Annotated in this window: 17 protein-coding genes; 5 read left to right on the forward strand and 12 right to left on the reverse strand. The window is 57.9% G+C overall.

Annotation, left to right across the window (positions count from 1 at the left end; translation table 11 throughout):
• Position 1 precedes the first annotated feature (1 nt).
• Genes pcaF through paaA form a run of 10 tightly spaced genes read right to left on the reverse strand, consistent with a single transcriptional unit; the run spans position 2 to position 8,173 of the window.
• Positions 2–1,207, reverse strand: coding sequence for a 3-oxoadipyl-CoA thiolase (gene pcaF, locus HV157_RS02570; protein WP_079231073.1), 1,206 nt, complete (start codon positions 1,205–1,207; stop codon positions 2–4).
• A complete protein-coding gene (gene paaI, locus HV157_RS02575; protein ID WP_020884240.1) occupies positions 1,207–1,629 on the reverse strand; it encodes a hydroxyphenylacetyl-CoA thioesterase PaaI in 423 nt (140 codons plus the stop codon). Before paaI ends, pcaF begins: the two co-directional genes overlap by 1 nt.
• Positions 1,619–3,046 (reverse strand): 3-hydroxyacyl-CoA dehydrogenase PaaH, encoded by a 1,428-nt coding sequence (gene paaH, locus HV157_RS02580; protein WP_182268547.1) that lies wholly within the window; start codon positions 3,044–3,046, stop codon positions 1,619–1,621. Before paaH ends, paaI begins: the two co-directional genes overlap by 11 nt.
• A 1-nt stretch (position 3,047) precedes the next feature.
• Positions 3,048–3,836 (reverse strand): 2-(1,2-epoxy-1,2-dihydrophenyl)acetyl-CoA isomerase PaaG, encoded by a 789-nt coding sequence (gene paaG / locus HV157_RS02585; RefSeq protein WP_025204280.1) that lies wholly within the window; start codon positions 3,834–3,836, stop codon positions 3,048–3,050.
• A complete protein-coding gene (paaF, locus tag HV157_RS02590) occupies positions 3,836–4,603 on the reverse strand; it encodes a 2,3-dehydroadipyl-CoA hydratase PaaF (RefSeq protein WP_014169929.1) in 768 nt (255 codons plus the stop codon). The genes paaG and paaF overlap by 1 nt, the downstream gene beginning before the upstream one ends.
• Positions 4,600–5,670, reverse strand: a complete 1,071-nt coding sequence (gene paaE / locus HV157_RS02595) for a 1,2-phenylacetyl-CoA epoxidase subunit PaaE (RefSeq protein WP_182268546.1) — start codon at positions 5,668–5,670, stop codon at positions 4,600–4,602. The genes paaF and paaE overlap by 4 nt, the downstream gene beginning before the upstream one ends.
• 7 nt (positions 5,671–5,677) lie before the next feature.
• Positions 5,678–6,175 (reverse strand): 1,2-phenylacetyl-CoA epoxidase subunit PaaD, encoded by a 498-nt coding sequence (gene paaD, locus HV157_RS02600; RefSeq protein ID WP_025204283.1) that lies wholly within the window; start codon positions 6,173–6,175, stop codon positions 5,678–5,680.
• Between the two features lie 14 nt (positions 6,176–6,189).
• Positions 6,190–6,936, reverse strand: coding sequence for a 1,2-phenylacetyl-CoA epoxidase subunit PaaC (paaC, locus tag HV157_RS02605; protein WP_025204284.1), 747 nt, complete (start codon positions 6,934–6,936; stop codon positions 6,190–6,192).
• 8 nt (positions 6,937–6,944) lie between these two features.
• Positions 6,945–7,232, reverse strand: coding sequence for a 1,2-phenylacetyl-CoA epoxidase subunit PaaB (paaB, locus tag HV157_RS02610; protein ID WP_006175064.1), 288 nt, complete (start codon positions 7,230–7,232; stop codon positions 6,945–6,947).
• Positions 7,233–7,243: 11 nt separating this feature from the next.
• Entirely contained in the window at positions 7,244–8,173 is a 930-nt protein-coding gene (gene paaA, locus HV157_RS02615) for a 1,2-phenylacetyl-CoA epoxidase subunit PaaA (protein ID WP_014169925.1), read from the reverse strand.
• A gap of 284 nt (positions 8,174–8,457) precedes the next feature.
• Here paaA and paaZ point away from each other — a divergent pair, with 284 nt between their 5' ends.
• The 4 genes from paaZ to HV157_RS02635 all read left to right on the forward strand — a co-directional run bounded on the left by paaZ (position 8,458) and on the right by HV157_RS02635 (position 16,261).
• Positions 8,458–10,497: a phenylacetic acid degradation bifunctional protein PaaZ gene (paaZ, locus tag HV157_RS02620; protein WP_063925002.1), complete on the forward strand. Its 2,040-nt coding sequence runs from the start codon at positions 8,458–8,460 to the stop codon at positions 10,495–10,497.
• 165 nt (positions 10,498–10,662) lie between these two features.
• Positions 10,663–12,939, forward strand: coding sequence for a primary-amine oxidase (tynA, locus tag HV157_RS02625; RefSeq protein WP_182268545.1), 2,277 nt, complete (start codon positions 10,663–10,665; stop codon positions 12,937–12,939).
• Positions 12,940–13,106: 167 nt separating this feature from the next.
• Positions 13,107–15,080 (forward strand): alkyl sulfatase dimerization domain-containing protein, encoded by a 1,974-nt coding sequence (locus tag HV157_RS02630; protein ID WP_182268544.1) that lies wholly within the window; start codon positions 13,107–13,109, stop codon positions 15,078–15,080.
• 74 nt (positions 15,081–15,154) lie between these two features.
• Complete coding sequence (locus tag HV157_RS02635) at positions 15,155–16,261, forward strand: GGDEF domain-containing protein (RefSeq protein ID WP_068794588.1); 1,107 nt, start codon at positions 15,155–15,157, stop codon at positions 16,259–16,261.
• A gap of 41 nt (positions 16,262–16,302) precedes the next feature.
• Here HV157_RS02635 and HV157_RS02640 read toward each other — a convergent pair whose 3' ends face one another.
• Entirely contained in the window at positions 16,303–17,802 is a 1,500-nt protein-coding gene (locus HV157_RS02640; protein WP_063925004.1) for an aldehyde dehydrogenase family protein, read from the reverse strand.
• Positions 17,803–18,043: 241 nt separating this feature from the next.
• Between HV157_RS02640 and feaR the strand changes: the two genes are divergently transcribed.
• Positions 18,044–18,952: a transcriptional regulator FeaR gene (gene feaR, locus HV157_RS02645; protein WP_014169920.1), complete on the forward strand. Its 909-nt coding sequence runs from the start codon at positions 18,044–18,046 to the stop codon at positions 18,950–18,952.
• Here feaR and HV157_RS02650 read toward each other — a convergent pair whose 3' ends face one another.
• Positions 18,953–19,270 carry a YdbL family protein gene (locus HV157_RS02650; RefSeq protein WP_014169919.1) on the reverse strand — a complete coding sequence of 106 codons (318 nt, stop codon included), beginning with the start codon at positions 19,268–19,270 and terminating at the stop codon, positions 18,953–18,955.
• Between the last annotated feature and the right edge of the window lie 3 nt (positions 19,271–19,273).

Genomic DNA, 19,273 nt, shown 5'->3' on the forward strand with positions numbered 1-19,273 from the left:
CTCAAACACGCTCAAGGATCATGGCAATGCCCTGACCCACACCGATGCACATCGTACACAGCGCATAGCGCCCGTTGCGTCGATGCAATTCATTGCTCGCGGCCAGCGCCAGTCTGGCACCGCTCATGCCCAGCGGGTGGCCCAACGCAATGGCCCCTCCGTTCGGGTTAACGTGTTCAGCGTCATCCGGCAATCCCAGCTGACGTAACACGCCCAGCGCCTGAGAAGCGAAAGCTTCGTTAAGCTCAATCACGTCCATATCGTTGATGCTGAGCCCGGCACGTTCCAGCACTTTGCGGGTGGCTGGCACCGGTCCTAAGCCCATCAGACGTGGCTCCACGCCAGCGGTAGCCATCGCCACGATCCGCGTGCGCGGGACAAGCCCTTGCGCGTGCGCCATCGACTCGCTGGCGATAATCAACGCCGCAGCGCCATCGTTTACACCGGAGGCGTTACCCGCCGTCACGACACCGTTCTTGCGAAACGGTGTTTTCAGCGCGGCAAGTTGTTCAAGCGTGGTATCAGAACGGGGATGCTCATCTACCGAAACTTCCGTAACCGTTCCTTTTTTGCCGGGCACCTGCACCGGCACAATCTCCTGCGCCAGAATGCCGTTCTGCTGCGCCTGAGCAGTACGCTGCTGGCTACGCAGCGCGAAAGCATCCTGATCGGCCCGGCTGATATTTAACAATTCAGCTACATTCTCTGCCGTTTCCGGCATGCTGTCAGTTCCGAATTGCTGATGCATGAGCGGATTCACAAATCGCCAGCCGAGGGTGGTGTCGAAAATCTCCGCCTGACGCTGGAACGCCGCCGTGGCTTTACCCATTACAAACGGCGCCCGGGACATTGACTCGACGCCGCCTGCAAGCAGCATGTCGCCATCACCCGCCCTGATTGCCCGCGCGGCAAAGCCAATCGCGTCCAGACCCGAACCGCACAGGCGGTTCAGCGTGGTGCCGGAGACCGTCTGAGGCAGTCCGGCCAGCAGCAGCGACATACGCGCCACGTTGCGGTTATCTTCCCCCGCCTGGTTGGCGCAGCCGAAGATCACATCATCAATCCGCTCGAGGTCGAGCTGCGGATAACGGGCCAGCAGCGCACGCAGCGGCACCGCGCCGAGATCGTCGGCGCGAACGCTGGCCAGCGCCCCGCCATAGCGCCCCACCGGGGTTCGAACGCCATCACAAATAAAAGCGTCACGCATCAGGCTTCTCCTGTCACACTGCCGCCGATGCGGTGAGATTTTCCGCGAAACAGGGCAACGGTTTTCTGTTGTTGGTTCTGAATTTCAATGTCATACACGCCGGTCAGTTTGCCCTGATGCTTAACCCGCGCGGTGGCGGTCAGCGTGTCGCCGGCAAACCCCGGGCGCAGAAAATCGATTGAACAGCCTGACGCCACTGCCGCCAGCCCCTGGCTGTTGCAGGCGTAGGCAAAAGCGGTATCGGCCAGTGAAAACAGCTGTCCTCCGTGGCAGGTTTTGTGGCCGTTGAGCATCTGCGGGGTGATGGTCATCGTCACTACCGCGTAGCCATCGTCCATGTCGATGATGTCGATCCCCAGCGCCTGGGCGCAGGCGTCCTGTTCATACATGGTACGGGCGTTATGCCAGGCGTTATGACTCATAGCTACTCTCCAGAAGCGCACGCTGGCGCAGCAGTGAACAAGGGCGATAGCGTTCTTCGCCGTAATGGCGTTGCAAATTTTCCAGCAGCGTTAACAGCCGTTGCCAGCCCAGACGCTCACCCCAGGCAATGGGCCCGTTCGGGTAATTCACGCCGAGGCGCATGGCGGTGTCGATATCCTTCTCGCTGGCCACCCCTTTTTGCAGCGCATCCAGCGCTTCGTTGGCGATCATCGCCACCGTCCGCCAGACCAGCAGGCCGGGGTAATCGGCAATGTGCAGTACCCGGTGTCCCTGCTGCTGCAGGTACCAGACGGTTTTTTGCGTGGCGGTATGCGGGTTATCCGATGCGGCTGCGATCACCGCCACGTCGCGTTCAATGCGGTCAATCACCACGACCGGACAGTGAAAACGCCGGGCCAGCGCCTGAGCGGTCTCCCCCTGGGTTTCAATCAACAGGAGCTCATCTATTTCCGTGACACTGTCACCTCTTCGCTGCACGCGCATGGGGGTAAAGCTGTCGTTTACTGCGTCAAGCCACGGCACAGCCGGTTTCTCACCGTGCCAGTCGTAAACGCCCTTCCCGCTTTTTTTGCCCAGTCGCCCCGCCAGCACCAGTTCCTGCTGCACCAGCGACGGCAGGAAACGACGTTCCTGCCAGAAGGCATTGAACACGGAACAGGTCACCGCAAAGTTGACGTCCTGACCAATCATGTCGGTCAGCTCCAGCGGTCCCATCGGGAAACCACCGCCGTCGCGCAGGGCGGCATCAATCACTTCTGGCGCGGCGACCTGCTCTTCCAGGGCGCGCCAGGCTTCAGAATAGAACGGACGCGCAACGCGGTTGACGATGAACCCTGGCGTTGACTGGCAGCGGACGGGCTGTTTCCCCCAGTTCAGCGCCAGCTCGCACAGCGCATCGGCCACTTCGGGCGATGTCGCCAGCCCGCTCACCACCTCGACCAGCTTCATGACCGGTGCAGGATTAAAGAAATGCAGCCCCGCGACGCGCTCCGGATGGTGAACATCCGCCGCAATCGCCGTAACAGAAATGGAGGAGGTATTGCTGGTCAGCAAGGTCTGCGGCGGGCAAATCTGAGCCAGTTGCGCAAACAGCGCTTTTTTGACGTCGATACGCTCAGACGCGGCTTCAATCACCAGATCTGCCGCGGCGAGCGCTTCGATATCCGTTACCGGCAACAGCCTGGCAAGAATCTGGCTGCCAGCATCGGCGGAAAGTTTTCCGCGAGTCACCCGGGAGGCGAGACGCTGGCGGATCCCGTCAATCGCGCGTGAAATCGCGTCTGAAGCAATGTCATACATCAGAACCTGATGCCCATGACTCGCTGCGACTTCCGCAATTCCCGCGCCCATCGTGCCGCTTCCAATGACGGCGACAGTACGAACCGTGATCGCCATCTTATTTCCCCGTGAATGTCGGTGCGCGTTTGGCAAGGAAGGCACTGACCCCTTCCCGGTAGTCGTCGCTGCGACCGGCCAGACGTTGATAATCGCGCTCCAGGTCAAGCTGGGCGTCGAGGGTGTTGGTCTCTGCCGCGTTAATCGCCTGCTTAATCAGCCCCAGACCAAAGGTGGGCTGAGAAGCAAAGTGCAGCGCCATCTGCTGGGCCGTGGCGGAGAGGTGTTCGTCATCCACCACCTGCCAGATCATCCCCCAGGCGTGTGCCTGTTCGGCGCTGAGTTTGTCTCCGAGCAACGCCAGCCCCATTGCGCGGGCGCGCCCGGCGACGCGCGGCAGGAACCATGTTCCCCCGCAGTCCGGCACTAATCCGAGCTTGCTGAAGGCCATCACAAAGGTGGCAGAACGGGCGGCAATGACCATGTCACACCCCAGTGCCAGCGTGGCCCCGGCCCCGGCGGCCACGCCGTTGACCGCGCAAATCACCGGTTTCGGCAACGTCGCAAGACGGCGAACCAGCGGGTTGTAGAACGTCTCCACGGACATTCCCAGATCCGGCGCCGGACCGTTAGGGTCGACGTTGCGGTCATTAAGATCCTGACCCGCGCAGAAGCCGCGCCCCGCCCCGGTAATAAGCAGACAGCGGATGGTGTCATCGCGCTCGGCCTGCTTCAGGCACTCAGCGAGTTGCTGATGCATCACGTCGTTAAAGCTGTTCAGACGCTCCGGACGGTTCAGCGTCAGGGTCATCACGCCTTGTTCTACATGACTGAGAATAAATTCCACGATTAGCGTCCTTTAAAGTCGGGGGTACGTTTCTGTAAGAATGCGTCGATGCCTTCTCGCCGGTCTTCGGTCGCTGAAAGCAGCGTAAACAGCTGTCGCTCCTGGACCAGTCCGGCCTGCAGGGAAACCTCCTGAGACTGGCGCAGTGCCTGCTTCGCCGCCTGGAGCGCCAGCGGTGAGTGTCGTGCCATCAGCGCCGCCTGTTTCAGGGCATATTCCAGCGTCAATGAAGCCGGGAACACATCGCTGACCAGCCCGGCGCGCTGCGCCTGCTGCGCGGTAATGCTCTCCCCGGTCAGCACCATTTTGCTGGCCAGCGATTTGCCCACGCTACGAATCAGGCGCTGCGTACCGCCCGCCCCGGGCATGATCCCGAGCGTAATTTCCGGCAGACCAAAACGGGCGTTATCCCCGGCAATCACCACGTCGCACAGCAGCGCAAGCTCGCAGCCCGCACCCAGCGCGAAGCCGTTGACGGCGGCAATCAGGGGTTTATTGAAGGCGTTGATCCGGGCCCACAGCTGGGGACGGATATCGTTCAGGGTGGCAGGCAGGTCTTTCTCCGCCATTTCGTTGAGATCTGCGCCGGCAGCAAAGCAGCGTGCGTTGCCGTAAATCACGCAAACGGAGAGATCGCGATCGGCCGCAGCGGCGTCAAGCGCGTCAGCAATCTGCTCTAACAGGGCGTTATTCAGCGCGTTGCGTGCCGCCGGACGGTTAAGCGTCAGCTGCAGGACACGACCATGACGGGTGACCATCAGTTCGCTCATGCCATCCCCCTGGAGTCGAAATCGACGATCACGTCAGCGGTTAACGGCAGCGACTGACAGCTCAGCACATACCCGGCCGCCAGTTCGTCCGGCTCAAGGCTGTAGTTCGTCGCCATATCAACTTTGCCACGCAGCACTTTGCATTTGCAGGTCGCGCATACGCCGCCCTTGCAGGCATACGGCAGGTCGGCGCCCTGACGCAGGGCGGCATCAAGAATGCTTTCATCGTTTGCCGTGAGGGTAATTTCCCGGTCGCGACCGTCCTGACGCACGGTGACTTTCTGCCCTTCAGCCTGCACGCTGACCGTGCGTTTGCCGGTCGAGCCTGGCGTATTAAAACGCTCAAGGTGAATCGATTTCTCTGGCATCCCCAGCGCTTTCAGCGCCGCTTCCGCGTCGTCCATCATGGCGGACGGGCCACAAATAAAGGCTTCGTCATACTGGCGGAAGTTGATCAGGCTTTTCGCCAGCGCCTGCAGCTTCTCACCGTCGATACGTCCATGCAGCAGATCGCTGTCGAGCACCTCCTGGCTGAAGATGGCGACCAGCTGCAGACGCTGCGGGTATTTGTCTTTCAGATCGGCAAGCGCCTCGCGAAACATCATGCTCTGGCTGCTGCGGTTGCCGTAGATCAGGGTGAAATGACTGTTCGGCTCGGTGGCGAGCGTGGCGGATAAGATGGCCAGCATTGGGGTAATGCCTGAACCCGCGGCAATGGTCAGATAGTGCCCTTCCCGGTCGGCGCGCGGCTGGTAACCAAACTGGCCCTGCGGCACCATGACCTCCAGCACCATGCCCTGTTTGATCTCATCCCGGGCATAGCGGGAAAAACGTCCGCCCTCGATGGCTTTCACCGCTACGCTGATCTCACCCGGCGCGGTACTGCGGCAGATGGAGTAGCAGCGACGCAGCTCATCCTCACCCAGCTTCGCTTTCAGGGTCAGGTGTTGTCCGGGACGGAAGCGATAGGCGTCCTGCAACGCCTGGGGTACCGCGAAAGTGATGGTCACCGCATCGCGGGTTTCGGGTTCCACTTTTGCCACTGTTAATGAATGAAACGTTGTCATGGCAACCTCAAATACATTTGAAATAGTCGAAAGGCTCACGGCAGTCGTTGCAGCGATAAAGCGCTTTGCAGGCCGTCGAACCAAATTCACTGATAAGCGAGGTATGTGTGCTGGCACAGCGTGGGCAACTTACCTCGGCCGGGGCATGCGCGTGGCAGCTGTGGCCCACCGGTGGGCTGATGCCATATGCGCGCAGGCGTTCACGCGCATCCGCCGTCATCCAGTCGGTGGTCCAGGCCGGTTCGAGCTGCAGCACAATATGCACTGGCGTAAAGCCGTGTGCGGTCATCGCCTCGCGAATCGCGCCAAGCAAATGTTCCGTCGCCGGGCAGCCTGAATAGGTTGGCGTAAAGCCAATGACCCAGCCTTCGCCCTGCGGCGATACGCTACGCACCATGCCTAAATCGGTGATGGTTAACACCGGCACTTCCGGGTCCGGGATCTGGCTTAACAGCGACCAGATTTGAGGGATCTCCGCGGGTGCAATCCCGGCAAAACGCTGCATCTTCACCTCCGTACTTACCACTGCTGACCCGGATGGGCACGCTGGAGATACTGCATTTCTGCGAGCATTGGGCCGAGATGTTCGGTATGCAGCCCGCGCTTGCCCCCCGTGCGATACGCCACTTCCGACGGCACGCTCAGGGTGGCCTCCTGCAAACCGGAAAACACTTCCTGCTCCCATGGCTGACGAAGCTCGCGCGGATCAACCGCGACGCCGGAGGCAATCAACGCCAGCTCGACGTCATCGGCTTCAAACAGCTCGGCCGTAAACCGCCAAAGGGTGTCAACCGCCTGCTGCATACGCTGTGAAGATGTTTCCGTTCCGTCACCCAGACGCACCAGCCAGCCACGACTGAAGCGCAGGTGATAGCGCGCCTCTTTAATGGCTTTCGCGGCGATGGCGGCAAGCTGGCTGTCGCTGCTGTGGGTCAGGCGTTCATACAGCGCTACGTTCCAGGCATCCATAAAGTACTGGCGCGCGAGCGTGTCGGCGAAACTGCCGTTAGGCTGTTCCACCAGCAACACGTTGTGAAACTGGCGTTCATCACGCCCAAACGCCAGGGTGTCTTCATCGCCCTGACCTTCCAGCTCTGCGGCATAGGTCAGGAAATTGCGCGCCTGCCCCAGCAAGTCGAGGCCGATGTTGGCGAGCGCGAGATCGATTTCCAGCTCCGGCGCGTGACCACACCAGGCGCCCAGACGCTGGGAGAGCACCAGACCGTTGTCGCCCAGACGCAGGGCATATGCGGATAATGTTTTCATCCCTGACCTCACATGTGCTCGATGCCATCAGGGATGGTGTAAAACGTAGGATGGCGGTAAACCTTACTTTCCGCCGGGTCGAAGAACTCGCCGCTCTCTTCCGGTTGAGAGGCGATAATCTCGCTCGCCTTCACCACCCAGATAGAGCAGCCTTCACTGCGACGGGTATAGGCATCACGCGCATTTTCCAGCGCCATGCGATCGTCGGCGGCATGAAGACTTCCCACATGACGGTGGGACAACCCTTGTTTGCTGCGTACGAACACTTCGTACAGCGGCCAGTAGACATTGCTCATCGTGTTTCCTCTTAAGCCACTTTGCGGGCGTGTTGTTTTTCCGCGTGCGCCAGTGCGGCTTCACGCACCCACGCCCCGTCTTCCCAGGCTTTACGTTTGGCAGCCAGACGTTCGTGGTTACAGATACCGCGCCCGTTAATGACCTCATCAAACTCGTGCCAGTCAATCTCGCCAAAGCGGTAGTGACCGCTCTCTTCGTCAAAACGCAGGTCAGGATCCGGGACCGTCATGCCCAGCATTTCTACCTGCGGAACCGTGTTGTCGACAAAACGCTGGCGAAGTTCGTCATTGCCGAAGCGTTTGATTTTCCAGGCGAGGCTGCGGGCGCTGTTCGGCGAGTTGTCATCGTTTGGGCCGAACATCATCAGAGCCGGCCACCAGAAGCGGTTAATGGCGTCCTGCAGCATCTGGCGCTGGGCGTCACTCCCCTGCGCAAGCGCCATACAGGCTTCAAAGCCCTGACGCTGGTGGAAACTCTCTTCTTTACAGATTTTCACCATCGCGCGGGCATAGGGGCCATATGAGGTACGGCACAGCGCCACCTGGTTGACGATCGCCGCACCGTCCACCAGCCAGCCGATCACCCCGATATCCGCCCAGCTCAGGGTCGGGTAGTTGAAGATGGAGGAGTATTTCATCTTGCCGTCGAGCATCTTCTGGTAGATGTCTTCCCGCGCGCAGCCCAGCGTCTCGGCCGCGCTGTAGAGGTACAAACCGTGCCCGGCTTCGTCCTGCACTTTCGCCAGCAGGATCGCTTTGCGGCGCAGCGTCGGCGCGCGGGTGATCCAGTTTCCTTCCGGCAGCATGCCGACAATTTCGGAGTGCGCGTGCTGACCAATCTGGCGGATCAACGTCTTACGATAGGCATCAGGCATCCAGTCCTGAGGCTCAATCGCCGTCTCCTGCGCTATGCGCTGCTCAAAGCGTTGTTCTTGCGTCACGTCATCACCTTTATGATTCGATTATTTACCACTTAAAGTGAAATACTGAATCACTTCATTTCTTAAAAGTTACACAAAGGTTAAATATAACCCCAAGAAATGTTTCCCCATTTTGTGATGGTGCTCGCAAGGCTTTTTGCACAAGGCCTGCACGACGGGGCTTACGGCCCTCTGCTTCATTATGCTGGATCACAATATTAACAATTCATTAAAACTTAGCTTGCTTTTTATGATTCATGATTAAACTATTGATAGTGAAATCACGTAACACTTGGAGATAAGCGATGCAGCAGTTAGCCAGCTTCTTGTCCGGTGCCTGGCAGTCTGGCCGGGGCCGCGAACGTACTATCCATCACGCCATCAGTGGCGAAGCGCTGTGGTCCGTGACCAGCGAAGGGCTGGACATGGCGGATGCACGTCGCTATGCGATCGCGCGTGGCGGCGAAGCCCTGCGCGCCATGACCTTTATCGACCGGGCCGCCATGCTGAAGGCGGTGGCGAAACATCTGCTTAGTGAGAAAGAGACGTTCTATGCCCTGTCTGCCCAGACCGGGGCGACCCGAGCGGACAGCTGGGTGGATATTGAGGGTGGGATCGGGACGCTGTTCACCTATGCCAGCCTGGGGAGCCGCGAGCTGCCTGATGACACACTCTGGCCGGAAGATGAGCTGATCCCGTTGTCGAAGGAAGGCGGCTTTGCTGCGCGTCACGTACTGACGTCAAAATCGGGCGTGGCGGTCCATATCAACGCCTTTAATTTCCCGTGCTGGGGAATGCTGGAAAAACTGGCGCCCACCTGGCTTGCGGGGATGCCTGCCATTATCAAACCCGCCACCGCCACCGCGCAGGTCGCGCAGGCGATGGTGAAAGCGATTGTGGAGAGTGGTCTGGTGCCGGACGGTGCTATCAGCCTTGTCTGCGGCGGCGCGGGCGATCTGCTGAATCATCTCGACAGCCAGGATGTGGTGACCTTTACCGGCTCCGCCAGCACCGGCCAGAGCCTGCGCATTCACCCGAATATCGTGGCGAACTCCATTCCCTTTACCATGGAAGCCGACTCCCTCAACTGCTGCGTTCTGGGGGAGGATGTGACGCCGGAACAGCCAGAATTCGCACTGTTTATTCGCGAAGTGGTACGCGAAATGACCGCCAAGGCAGGGCAAAAATGTACCGCCATCCGCCGTATAATTGTGCCTCAGGATCGGATGGATGCCGTCAGCCAGGCGCTGATCGCGCGGCTGCAAAACGTGGTCGTCGGCGACCCGGCAGAGGACGGGGTGAAGATGGGTGCGCTGGTGAACGGCGAGCAACGCGCGGACGTGCAGGAGAAAGTCGATCTGTTGATTGCGGCGGGTTGCCAGGTCAGACTCGGCGGAAAAACCGATCTGCAGGCTGCGGGGGCATTCTTCCCGCCGACGCTGCTTTTCTGCCCACAGCCAGATGAAACCCCCGCCGTGCATTACACCGAAGCCTTCGGGCCGGTCGCCACGCTGATGCCCTCCCGCAATTCAGACCACGCGATGCAGCTGGCACGGGCGGGTGGCGGGAGTCTGGCCGGTACGCTGGTCACCGCCGACCCGGCTATCGCCCGCCAGTTTATTGCCGGCGCGGCGCGGGCGCACGGACGAATTCAGATCCTTAACGCCGAATCCGCCAGGGAGTCCACCGGACATGGATCTCCGCTGCCGCAGCTGGTGCACGGCGGTCCTGGCCGCGCAGGTGGCGGTGAAGAGCTGGGAGGACTGCGTGCGGTGAAGCACTATCTGCAGCGCACCGCCATTCAGGGCAGCCCGACCATGCTTGCCGCCATCGGCAAACAGTGGGTACGGGGCGCCGCGGTTCATGAAGATCGCGTTCATCCGTTCCGGAAATACTTTGAAGAACTGCAGCCGGGCGACAGCCTGCTGACCCCGCGCCGCACCCTGACGGAAGCCGATATCGTTAACTTTGCCTGCCTGAGCGGCGATCACTTCTACGCCCATATGGACAAAATCGGCGCGGCAGAATCCATCTTTGGCGAACGGGTGGTGCACGGTTACTTCCTGATCTCTGCCGCGGCGGGTCTGTTTGTTGATGCCGGCGTTGGGCCGGTGATTGCCAACTACGGCATGGAAAACCTGCGCTTTATCGAACCGGTTAAGCCGGGCGATACCATTCAGGTGCGCCTCACCTGTAAACGTAAAACGCTGAAGAAACAACGGACCGCCGATGAGAAGCCGACCGGCGTGGTCGAATGGGCCGTTGAGATCTTTAACCAGCACCAGCAGGCGGTCGCACTCTACTCCATCCTGACGCTGGTGGCGCGCCAGCACGGCGACTTCTGACACGTTCCTCTCTTGCACATTGACCGGGGTGTGATATTGCCCCGGTCTTTTTTTAACCTGGCAAGACCAACAAATAACCTGGCAGATGCAGGCAAACGCTTTTCTCGGGCGCCTGTCAGGATAAGGCTGTCACAACACAATAAACACAACAAGATGAGGTCTACGATGGGAAGCAATTCTTCTTTTTCTGCCCGTAGAACGGCACTGGCTATGGCCGTTGCGCTGTGTTGCGCCTGGCAATCACCTGTTTTCGCACACGGCAGTGAGGCGCATATGGTTCCGATGGACAAAACGCTGCAGGCGTTTGGCGCCGATGTGCAGTGGGATGATTACGCACAGATGTTTACCCTTGCGAAGGACGGGGCATATGTGAAGGTCAAGCCCGGCGCGAAAACCGCTATTGTTAACGGCAAAACCCTCACGTTGCAGGTGCCGGTGGTCATGAAAGGCAAAAAAGCGTTCATCTCCGAGACCTTCATCAACGACGTTTTCCAGTCGGGTCTCGACCAGACCTTCCAGGTTGAAAAACGCCCTCACCCGCTAAACGCGCTAACGGCTGACGAAATTAAGCAAGCCGTGGAGATTGTGAAAGGCTCTGCGGATTTTAAACCGAACACCCGCTTCACCCAGATAGCCCTGGCCGAACCCGAGAAAGCCAAAGTGTGGGACTTTGTGCTCAACGGCACGGCGGTGGACTCTCCCCGCCAGGCGAACATCACCATGCTGGACGGGAAACACGTTATTGAAAGTCTGGTGGACCTGAAGGATAAAAAGATCCTGCGCTGGGACGCCGTTAAAGATGCCCACGGCATGGTGCTGCTGGATGATTTTGCGACCGTTCAGCAGATCATCAACGAGAGTGCAGAGTTTGCCGAGGTTTTGATAAAGCGCGGCATTACCGATACGAAGAAAGTGATCACCACGCCACTGACCGTCGGCTATTTCGACGGCAAAGATGGCCTGAAACAGGAAGACCGGCTGCTGAAAGTGGTGAGTTATCTGGACGTGGGCGACGGCAACTACTGGGCGCACCCGATTGAGAACCTGGTGGCAGTGGTCGACCTTGAGCAGAAGAAGATCCAGAAGATTGAAGAAGGTGCCGTTGTGCCGGTGCCGATGACGCCGCGTCCGTATGATGGACGTGATCGCATCAACACGCCGAAAAAGCCGCTCGACATCATTGAGCCGGAAGGCAAAAACTACACCATCACCGGCGATATGATTCACTGGCAGAACTGGGATTTCCATCTCAGTCTGGATTCCCGCGTGGGCCCAATGATTTCGACCGTCACCTACAATGATAACGGCAAAAAACGCCAGATTATGTATCAGGGCTCCCTGGGCGGGATGATCGTCCCTTACGGTGACCCTGACGTGGGCTGGTACTTCAAAGCCTATCTGGATTCCGGCGATTACGGCATGGGCACCCTGACCTCTCCGCTGGTGCGCGGCAAAGACGTGCCGTCCAACGCCGTGATGATCAATGAAACCATTGCCGATTATACCGGTGCGCCGATGGAGATCCCCCGCGCCATCGCCATTTTTGAACGCTACGCAGGACCGGAATATAAACACCAGGAGATGGGTCAGCCTAACGTCAGTACCGAGCGGCGCGAGCTGGTGGTTCGCTGGGTGAGCACCGTTGGCAACTACGACTATATTTTCGACTGGGTATTCCACGAAAATGGCACCATCGGGATTGATGCCGGTGCAACGGGGATTGAGGCGGTGAAAGGCGTACAGGCGAAAACGATGCATGACCCTACTGCCAAAGACGATACCCGATACGGCACATTAATTGATCACAACATCGTCGGGACCACCCACCAGCACATCTATAACTTCCGTCTCGATATGGATGTGGATGGCATCAACAACACGCTGGTGGCAATGGATCCACAGGTGAAACCGAACACCGCTGGCGGCCCGCGAACCAGCACCATGCAGATCAATCAGTACGCTATTGATACCGAGCAGCAGGCGGCGCAGAAATTTGACCCGGGCACCATTCGTCTGCTGAGCAACACCAGCAAAGAGAACCGCATGGGGAACCCAATTTCGTATCAGATAATCCCTTACGCCGGGGGGACGCACCCGGTGGCGACCGGCGCGAAGTTCGCCCCGGACGAGTGGATCTATCACCGCCTGAGCTTTATGGATAAACAGCTGTGGGTCACGCGTTACCATCCGGATGAGATGTACCCGGAGGGCAAATTCCCAAACCGCTCAACCCACGATACGGGGCTTGGCAAATACAGCAAAGATAACGAGTCGCTAAACGATCAGGATGACGTCGTCTGGATGACCACCGGCACAACCCACGTCGCGCGCGCCGAAGAATGGCCAATCATGCCAACGGAATGGGTGCATACCCTGCTCAAACCGTGGAACTTCTTCGACGAAACGCCGACACTCGGCAGGAAAAAAGACGCGCAGAAATAAAAACAGACCGGGCGTAATGCCCGGTTTTTTATTCGTTTATTTGCTGAATATCTCATCCTGATTATAGTTATTTTACTCCACTCATTCCGATTGCATCTTTTGAAACATTTTCAGCCAGGACGCGAAGTTTTCACAAACGACGTAGTACTTTCTCTGAGAGGTTTTAAATGAAATTGAATCTGATTGTCAGAAGTTTCGTGCTGGCTGGAATGATCATGTCCAACAGTCCCTCTTATGCGGCGGAAGCACCAAAGGACGCGTCTGCCGCAACACAACAAGCCAACAATGCCCTTTTTAACCAGCTTCCTTTCTCCGATAACACTGATTTTACCAATGCCCATAAAGGATTTATCGCTCCACTTCCTCAGGACGTTATCAAAGGCGAACAAGGCAATGTCATCTGGGATCCCCAACAGTATTCATTTATTAAAGAAGGTGATAAATCGCCGGATTCGGTAAACCCCAGCTTATGGCGTCAATCCCAGCTGATTAATATCAGCGGTCTGTTTGAAGTTACCGAAGGGGTATATCAGATCCGCAATCTCGATCTGTCAAATATGACCATCATCGAAGGCAAAGAAGGGATTACCGTCGTTGACCCGCTGGTCTCGGCAGAAACCGCCAAAGTCGGCATGGATCTTTATTACAAAAATCGCGGCCAAAAACCGGTCGTGGCGGTGATTTATACCCACAGTCATGTTGACCATTATGGCGGTGTGCGGGGTGTAGTGGATGAAGCAGACGTGAAGGCTGGCAAGGTAAAAGTTTATGCCCCTTCCGGATTTATGGAGGCGGCGGTTGCGGAAAATATCATGGCGGGCAACGTTATGAGTCGTCGCGCCAGTTATATGTATGGCAACCTGCTGAAGCCTGATGCAAAAGGACAAGTGGGTGCGGGTCTGGGGACGACCACGTCCGCCGGTACCGTCACCCTTATCGCGCCGACTGACATCATTGAAAAAGACGGACAAAAAGAGGTCATTGACGGGCTGACCTACGATTTTATGCTGGCCCCCGGCTCTGAAGCGCCTTCAGAGATGCTCTGGTTTATCGAAGAGAAAAAAATCATTGAATCCGCAGAGGATGTGACCCATACGCTGCATAACACCTACTCGCTGCGCGGCGCAAAAATTCGTGAACCGCTGCCCTGGTCAAAATATATTAATCAGGCGATTGTGCGCTGGGGCGATAAAGCCGACATCATCATGGCACAGCATCACTGGCCAACCTGGGGCAATGATAATGTCGTCACACTGCTGAAGAGCCAGCGCGACCTCTACCGTTACATCAACGATCAGACGTTACGCATGGCGAATGAAGGCCTGACGCGTGATGAAATCGCCGCTAATTTCAAACTCCCGGATTCCCTCGCCCATACCTGGGCTAACCGCGGTTACTACGGTTCTGTTAGCCATGACGTTAAAGCCACCTATGTGCTCTATCTGGGCTGGTTCGACGGTAATCCCGCCACGCTGGATGAACTGCCTCCTGAAGAGGCTGCGAAGAAATTCGTTGAGTATATGGGCGGCGCGGAGGCCATTCTGAACAAAGCGAAAACTGACTTTGATCAGGGCAACTATCGCTGGGTGGCGCAGGTCGTGAGTAAAGTGGTGTTTGCCGACCCGAACAATCAGGCCGCGCGTAATCTGGAAGCAGATGCGCTGGAACAGCTGGGTTATCAGGCGGAATCCGGCCCGTGGCGTAACTTCTACCTGACCGGCGCGCAAGAGCTGCGTAACGGCGTGGTGAAAGGCCCGACCCCGAACACCGCCAGCCCGGATACCGTGCGGGCGATGACGCCAGAGATGTTCTTCGACTACCTTGCCGTTCATATCAATGGCCAAAAAGCCGGCGATGCCAAATCGGTGTTTAACATCGATCTGGGCAGCGATGGCGGCAAATACAAACTTGAACTGGAAAACGGCGTGCTGAACCACACGGCAAATGCCGAAGCGAAAGACGCTGACGCTACGCTTACCCTGAACCGTGATACCCTGAATAAAATTATCCTGAAAGAAGTCACGCTGAAACAGGCGCAGGACAGTGGCGATATCAAGATCAGCGGCGACAGTGCCAAACTGGACGCTATGCTTGGCTATATGGATAAGTTCGATTTCTGGTTTAATATTGTGACACCGTAACGGTGCAAAACAGACGGGCGGTCCTTCCGCCCGTTCCTGCTTCACTTGCTCCCAGGAAAGGGTAAAGAGCATTTATGGAAAAAAGAAAAAAAACGACGCCAGAGCGGGCTGCCTGGCCGACGCGTCAGGCGATGGTCATGCACGGGCTGGCGATGAACCTGCCGTGGCTGGCATTCGTCAACATCAGCTTCGCCGTGATGATCCTGCTGCGCCACGTCTCGCTTAAGCCCGACGACCCCCTCTACCTCCGGTCGCTGCCTCTGCTGAAGTTTATTGATGCCTCGATGTTCGGCATTATTATTCTGTCAGCCGCGTTAATCATCATGGCCTGGCGACGTATTGCCGGTATCAGCGTGGTGCTCTTTTTCTGTAGCGTCATCTGGTCGATATCCTGTTTCTGGTTTATCACCGATCTGTTGCTGCCCCACGTCTGGCCCCTGTGTGCGATTTTGTTACTCGCCGGGTTGACGGCGCTCTACTTTTACCCCCGTGGGTTACTCTCCTTCGTGATCCCGCTCTGGGTCACGCTACCGGTCGCAAGCTGGGTACTCAATGATGGTGTCAACCTTCACTTTGCCGCCGTCTGGACCGTCTTTACGCTGATTTTGCTCTGCGGGCGTTTCATCCTGATAAGCTGGTTTGATGAGGCCTGGCGACGTAACCAGCAAAACCAGCTGTTGATTTCGCGGCTGGAAGCGCTGGCGCATCAGGATCCGTTAACCCAGACCGCCAACCGTCGCAAGATGGAAGTGGTGCTGGAGAATGCCGTTGAGCAGAAAAAAGCCTTCTCGCTAATTATGCTGGATATAGATTATTTCAAACTTTACAACGACACCTATGGTCATCAGGCCGGTGACGAATGCTTGACCCGCGTGGCGCAGGTGCTCCGGCAGTCGGTGCGAACACCTGACGATGTCGTGTCTCGCTACGGCGGTGAAGAGTTTGTGGTGATCCTCTTTGATTGCCCGGAAAACACAGCCGAAAAAGTTGCCATGCGTATTCAGGACGGCCTGCGCGCGGAAGCGATAGCGCACGACGCCTCAAAAGTCAGCGATCACGTCACCGTAAGCATGGGCATTGCAGGAATGGCAGAGGGTCTGGCGGGGACGGAGATTATCGCCCGCGCCGATGAGGCGCTGTACCGGGCGAAAGCGGCCGGACGGGACCGCTGGTCACGATAGCCGTGTCGGGTGGCCGTTGCGCCAGCCCGACACGCTTTGTTTTAATACCGTACACATACCGATTTGGTTTCACACCAGCCATCCAGCCAGTCCGGGCCGAAATCGCGCCCGGTGCCGGACTGCTTCATGCCGCCAAACGGCAGGTTGGCGTCGATCAGCGTATGGCTGTTCACCCAGACGGTCCCCGCCTGCAGCCGGTCGGTGTATTCCAGCGCCTTGCTGATATTTTGCGTCCAGACGCTGGCCGTTAACCCGTATTCGGTGTCGTTGGCCAGCGCCAGCGCTTCTTCGCCATCCGCGACGCGCACCAGGTTGACCACCGGGCCGAACACTTCTTCGCGGGTGAGTCGCAGCGCGGCATCCGGGTTCACCACCAGCGTCGGCGACACGTAATAACCGTTGCCATCCGGCCCCCGATTACCGGTGATCAACTCCGCATTGCGCGATTTTGCCTCGTCGAGGAAGGTCTGCACTTTATCGCAGTGCGCGCGCGAGACCAGCGGGTTGATGAACGCCTCCGGCGACATGCCCGGCCCGACGCTCAGGGATTTCACCGCCTGCTCAAACCCGCTGACCAGCGTGTCAAACAGCGGCGCTTCAATATAGATACGGGAGCTCGCCGCACAAACCTGCCCCTGGTTCAGGAAGCTGCCGGTCATCAGGCCTTCAATTACCCAGGCCGGGTCAGCATCTTTCAGCACGATAGCCGGGTTTTTACCCCCCAGCTCCAGCGTCACCCCCGTGAGCGTATCCGCCGCCGCGCGGGCAATTTGCTTGCCTGTCGCCGTTGAGCCAGTAAAGCTCACTTTGGCAATATGCGGATGTGAGGTCAGCGCGGCACCGCACACCGCACCGCTTCCCGTGACCACATTAAACACCCCGTCGGGGATGCCCGCTTCACTTGCCAGTTCCGCCACGCGCAGCATGGTGAGCGGCGTGGTTTCTGAAGGCTTAATGACAATGGAACACCCCGCCGCCAGCGCAGGCATGACTTTCCACATCCCGATCATCAGCGGGAAGTTCCACGGCACAATCCCGGCCACCACGCCAACCGGCTCTTTGCGCGTCCACGCCTGATAGCGGGCCCCCTGCGGTAAGGGGATGGAGAGGTCGAGGGTTTTACCGGCAATTTTCGTGGTAAGCCCTGCGGTATAGCGCATCCAGTTCAGGGTGCAGCCCACTTCAAAGGCGCGGGAGATATGAATGGATTTCCCCTGCTCCAGCGTCTCAAGCTGGGCCAGCTCTTCGCTGTGCTGTTCAACCAGATCGGCGAAATGCAGCAGGATACGCTCACGCTCTGCCGGTAATTTTCCGGCCCAGCTACGGGCAACAAACGCACGCCAGCCGGACATCACGGCACGGTCGACATCATCAACGCTGGCATCGGCGGTGGAGGCGATGACGTCACCCGTTGCCGGATTATAGACATTGAGCCGCTTTTCACTGTCCGACGCGGCCTGACGCCCTTCAATCCACAGGCCATGATGTCGGTCTAAAAACTGCTGTACGGCAGGCTGAACGGCTACCTGAGATTCAGACATAGGGTACTCCTTCGTTTTTATTCGCAGGGTGTTAATGCAGTCTAAGAGGGGTTTTGGATTCTCGCTTTTGTCTCTGTGACATTCGCTTTGCCACCTGTGACAGGCTCCGCAAATCGTGATAATTCCGTCTTATAACGCTGTTACCGGTGAGTGTTCTTTCCTATAGTCAGCCTCATAGCTCTGACAAAATGCAACACAAATGCAACAATGCAAAAACATTGACGGTGCAGCGAGATAAGCGATGGCGTGTGCAAGCGAAGAGGAACAGTATCAACAGTGGCTGGCACAAATTAACCAGGTCTGCGGGCGTTTTAATGCGCGTCCGCTGGAGGGGGAATTCGTCGGCGAGCTGGAAACCAGCTATGCCCGTAGCCTGAAGTTAAGCACCGTAACCGCAGGTGGCGTTAACCTGTTCCGATCCCGCCATGAGATTAACGACAGTAACGATGCCTGGTTCTACACCGTATTTCAGCTGGAGGGCAGCGCGGAGATTGAACAGGACGACCGCCGCGCGGTGCTGAAGACCGGCGATATCACGCTGCTTGATGCTTCCCGCCCGTGCTCCATTGCCTGGCATGAAAAATCCCGCCAGATTTCGCTGCTGGTTCCGCGCCAGATTATTGAGCAACAGTGTCGTTTTCAGGAGGTAAGCTGCGCGCTCACCCTTTCGCGCACGCTGCCCACCGTTCAGTTAAGCCACCACCTGCTGATGGAAAGTATGGGGAATGCCGATCTGAGTGACCGGGAGAGTGAAGCGGCGCTGGAAGCGATGATCTGTCTGCTTCGCCCCGCGTTCCAGCAGCGCGACGTGGCTCAGCCACGTAAAGAACGCCTGTTCCGCAATGTGCTGTCATTGATTGACGATCATATTCAGTCTGAATCACTGCGACCGGAATGGATTGCTGCACAGAGCGGGATGTCGGTGCGAAGCCTCTACCGCATGTTTGCTGATAAGGGGCTGGTGGTCGCCCAGTACATTAAAAACCGCCGTCTCGACCTGTGCGCACAAGTGTTGCGCTCCGCCAGCGATGATGAAAAGCTGGCGGGCATTGGCTACAGCTGGGGCTTTTCCGACCACAGCCATTTTTCAACCGCCTTTAAGCAGCGTTTTGGCGTCTCGCCTGGCGAATATCGTAAGCGCTTTCGCTAACTACTTCTTCAGCCATTTCCCGTTGATGCCTTTCACGTACTCGCCCGGCTGGGCGCGGGCAACCAGCTTTTGCCCTGCCATTTTCGCCACTTCATCCACCGGCAGATTGTTGCTGTCAGCCAGCTTCTGATAGCTTTCCGTGCGCGCGGCGTTAATGCGATTGACCAGCGCCAGCGTTTCCGCATCCTGTTTGATTGGCGCAAGATAACCGCTCAGGGTTTCCCCCACGCGCCCCTGCGTCCGGGCGTCATTTAAGGTCAGCGTTGCCGCCTGCACGTTCATGCCGAGCGCCAGTAACATCAGAGCTAATCGTTTCATGGC

Source organism: Enterobacter sp. RHBSTW-00318 (genome assembly GCF_014101375.1).
GTDB lineage: Bacteria > Pseudomonadota > Gammaproteobacteria > Enterobacterales > Enterobacteriaceae > Enterobacter > Enterobacter ludwigii.